Here is a 3,333-nt window from a genome sequence, read left to right as displayed (position 1 = left end):
ATTGATTATGAATTATTGAAAAGAACGGCATAAGTAACAGAAAAAGCAACAGGTAAAAAATGGACAATAGAAGATGTTAAAAAAAATTTTGATGGTAACGATCGAAGTTCTGTATACATGAAGGCGCCGGAAATCAAACCCATTGTAAGCATATTCATTTCCCTGGATGAATGGGTGGTCTGGAATGAACAGGGGTTTTACAATGCCTCAACAAAGGGGGACCAATATGTGGGCTGGCATGTCAACAAGGGTCCTGAAAACAGCGCTGATTACTATACTGCAAGACAGTTCAGGAAATATCTCTATCGTCCTGATGTCATAAAAAACACCCTGAAATCAGGGTCAGGCGATTTGGCAGTCTAGGAGGCAGGACTGCAGGATATAACAGTGGCTGAGCTTATCAAACGGGCGCCTGTTGATGTGAAAATCGCCTCAGTGGATATTGCAAAAGACGGCAATGCTGATATAAAGGTTCGGCTTGGCAAGAATACAACTACAGCCCCTGAACGGATAACCCTTTACATAAACGGGGCGCAGGTATTAACTGAGGCAGAACGGGAATTAAAAGGTGCAAAACCCGGGGATATTCTGAAATATACGGCAGCCCTGTTTGAAAAGAAAAACCACATAAGGGTTACAGTGGAAAACCAGTGGGCGGAAAACAGCCATGAAACCACAGTTGAAAGCGAAACTAAAGGGTCGCAATACGGTAAGGGGACACTCTATGTTGTGGCAGCCGGCATAAGCCATTATCCTGAGCTGCCATTAGAACAGCAGCTTAAATCTCCCCCGCTCGATGCAAGGGGAATAGCCGCACAGTTACAAAAGTTAGAAGGGACACTCTATAAAAAGGTTGATATTAAAATCCTGACAGATGACAGGAATACAATAATAACATCCGATATGGTGGAAAAGGCATTAAGGGAGCAGACAGAGAAGGCAGGGGCTTTAGACACAACGATACTATTTTTAGCAGGTCATGGGGTAACGGATGCACAGGGCAGCTACCACTTTGTAACTGCGGACACAAAGATATTATCCGCATGGGGTGAACAGCTCAACATGAAACAGGGCACAAGCCTTGACTGGAAACGACTGCACAGCATATTGGATAAGACGATGGGCAGACGGGTGGTGTTCGTGGATACCTGTCAGGCTGGAGAGGTGTTTTCAGATAATAAGACAGATATAAAAAGACTTGTAAAGGACATCCATGATGTGAATGCAATAGTATATTCAGGGACATCGAGACAGGATGCAGGGGTTGAAACATCTAAGGGAGGGGTATTTACACTGTCAATGCTCAGCGGCTTTGACGGCAAGGCGGCTTACGATGGAAACATACTGCCGTTCACAAGGTTAAGGGATTATGTGGATAAGGAAGTGCCGAGATTAAACAGAGATATAATGCTCGGCTTGTATCGCGATCTTAAAATCAAACAAACGAAAGAGGAAGATGTGAACTTTGACGGTGTGCAAAAACCAGTGGCTGTTATGCCAACTGGAATGGAGCGGTTTATAATATATGCGAGGTAAGGGGCTTCGTAGTGCGAGACTGTAGTTAATAAATATGAGCTTCAAAAAGATTTAATAGAGGCATACTCAAATGCTGCGATAAAGATAATTCAGGAGATGGAAAAGAAATGGTATAAAGACGAATCACTGGGTGATTGTTTTAAGGTAAAGATTAAGGCAGAGGTGATACCTGATGAAAAGGCGATAGAAAATATATCAAAGAATAAACAAATGACCGATGACCCATCCGCACCGCTTAGTATAAATGTATGGACAGATAAAAAGGAATATAAAGGAAGTGATAAAATAAGGGTCTATATCAGGGGGAATAAACCGTTTTATGCAAGGGTTGTTTATAAGGATGCAGGCGGAAACATGGTTCAACTTTTACCGAATCCTCACAGGGACAATAACTATTTTAACGGCGGCACAATATATGAGCTCCCTTCCGGCGAAGACAAGTTTGAGCTTGAGGTAACTCCGCCATTTGGCGAGGAGGATATAATAGTATATGCAAGCACATCTCCATTGGGTGATATTAGTGTTGAGGCTCAAGGTGGAGTTTATCAGGTAAAGACAGGGGCTGGGGGTGTAGGTGATAGGACAAGGGGCGTTAAGATAAAAGAAAAGACAGGAAGTAAAGAGGGGATGCCTTCTGAGTTTTTTGAAGATAAAGTAGTTGTAAGGACTGAAAGGTAGATATATCATAATAATATGCCGGTATTTGTTTATCAGGCGACAGATAGGACAGGGAAGTTGGTTGAGGGGACTATAGAGGCGAAAGATGAGAGTCTTGTTGTCAACAGGCTCCATGGGCTTCAACTGCTCCCTATAAAGGTAGAGAAGGAAGGAGTTTCAAAGAGTCTTTCATTAAATTTTTCCCTTCCTGCAATTTTTACAGGTGTAAGCAGGAAAGAGTTAATGTCGTTTACCCAGCAGTTGGCAACCCTCAGCAACTCAGGTCTCCCCTTGGATAGAAGCCTTTCAATTCTGACAGAGCTTCAGGAGGGAAAGAGGTTTAAATCTATTTTAGACAATGTCCAGAAGAATGTCCACGGCGGCAGCACATTTGCAGATGCCCTCTCAAAATATCCGAGGGTTTTTTCTAAATTGTATGTGAGTATGGTTAAGGCAGGTGAAGAGGGAGGAGTGCTTGAGGTAATACTTTTAAGGCTTGCACAATTTTTAGAAAGCTCGGAACAATTAAAGGATAATATCCGCTCTGCACTTGTATATCCGACCCTGCTTACAATTATTGGCGGAGGGGCGGTAACAATCCTGCTGACATTTGTCATACCAAAATTCGCAAAGATATTCTCTGACATGGGACAGGCAATGCCTATATCAACGCAGATACTCCTCAATGTGAGTTTTTTTGTGACAAACTATTGGTGGCTTATAATATTAGGTTTTGTATTCATTGGAATTTTTATAAGAGGCTATTTGAATACAGAGGAAGGTAAGTTTAAATGGGATTCACTTAAATTAAAAATACCCCTTATAGGCTCGCTTCAGAGGAAGATAGAGGTGTCAAGGTTTGCAAGGACACTCGGAACGCTTGTCAGGAGCGGTGTCCCTATACTCCAGTCACTATTTATAACAAAGGATACAATTACAAATTCTGTTGTAGCAAAGGCAATGGAGGGGATTCACAAGAGGGTTAAAGAAGGCGGCGGAATATCTGACCCGCTTCGCGAGAGCATGGTCTTCCCGCCGCTTGCCATACACATGATAAAGGTGGGGGAGGAGACAGGTAAGCTTGAGGATATGCTGATAAAGGTGGCAGATACATTTGATACTGAGGTGCAGAGTTCAGTT

At 42.8% G+C, this 3,333-nt stretch carries 4 protein-coding genes; all 4 read left to right on the top strand.

The genetic code is table 11. From position 1 onward, the window contains the following. Nucleotides 1-117: 117 nt before the first annotated feature. Nucleotides 118-363, top strand: coding sequence for a hypothetical protein (locus HZA10_03510; protein ID MBI5195370.1), 246 nt, complete (start codon nucleotides 118-120; stop codon nucleotides 361-363). Nucleotides 364-387: 24 nt separating this feature from the next. Next, nucleotides 388-1,536 carry a caspase family protein gene (locus tag HZA10_03505; GenBank protein ID MBI5195369.1) on the top strand — a complete coding sequence of 383 codons (1,149 nt, stop codon included), beginning with the start codon at nucleotides 388-390 and terminating at the stop codon, nucleotides 1,534-1,536. A gap of 96 nt (nucleotides 1,537-1,632) precedes the next feature. Further along, nucleotides 1,633-2,214, top strand: coding sequence for a DUF4384 domain-containing protein (locus tag HZA10_03500; GenBank protein ID MBI5195368.1), 582 nt, complete (start codon nucleotides 1,633-1,635; stop codon nucleotides 2,212-2,214). A 15-nt stretch (nucleotides 2,215-2,229) separates the two neighbouring features. Continuing rightward, a partial coding sequence (locus HZA10_03495; protein ID MBI5195367.1) for a type II secretion system F family protein occupies nucleotides 2,230-3,333 on the top strand: 1,104 nt, incomplete at its 3' end.

It is taken from the genome of Nitrospirota bacterium, from assembly GCA_016212185.1.
Classification (GTDB): domain Bacteria; phylum Nitrospirota; class Thermodesulfovibrionia; order UBA6902; family DSMQ01; genus JACRGX01.
This window is presented reverse-complemented; position numbering and strand designations above follow the sequence as displayed.